Annotated in this window: 1 protein-coding gene; it reads right to left on the bottom strand. The window is 45.5% G+C overall.

The window, feature by feature from the left end:
• Nucleotides 1-146: 146 nt before the first annotated feature.
• Nucleotides 147-571: transposase family protein (locus FH603_RS28345; protein ID WP_222439572.1), on the bottom strand; the 425-nt coding region annotated here is incomplete at its 5' end.

Below are 571 nucleotides of genomic sequence, written 5' to 3'. Positions count from 1 at the left end.
TAAATCAACCCCTATTTCACGGCCTGTGAACCAGCCCTGGTCAGCTGGAAATTCGACCTTCAATTGGGTGTAATCATGCGACTTACCTACCCAACATTTACTCAAAAAATGAATGTAGCGGTCAGTGGTGGCCAACAGCATCGACTTCACGGTATGGGCTTTTTTTTACCGCTGTACATCTGCTTTTGGTACTCCGCATCGGCTGGCCGTTGAGTACGTTGCTCGGTGGCATCAATGAGGATAATCCCTTTTTTTGAGAAATAGGTTTTGAATTCTTCGATGCTACTGAAGGATCGTTTTGGGGCATGACCTGATGAGATTAATGCCTGCTCTAAGACAGCTATACCGATGTCTTGGTTTCGTTTTGCCGTTGAGCCATCCATGCCAGTGGTAAAGCCCAAAAGATCGTAAGAAAGCCCTGATTTAAAGCTAAATAGAGTAAAAAGAAGTAAGTCTGAGTATGTACTCAGGGCGGGTTCATCTGGGCATTCCGCCTGTCGCTCTTCAATGGATTTGTCGTAGATTTGGCGATAGGATTGCTCGAACCAACCCAGTAATTTAGCGAAGCGTT

Source organism: Spirosoma utsteinense (assembly GCF_014282275.1).
Lineage (GTDB): Bacteria > Bacteroidota > Bacteroidia > Cytophagales > Spirosomataceae > Spirosoma > Spirosoma utsteinense.
This window is presented reverse-complemented; position numbering and strand designations above follow the sequence as displayed.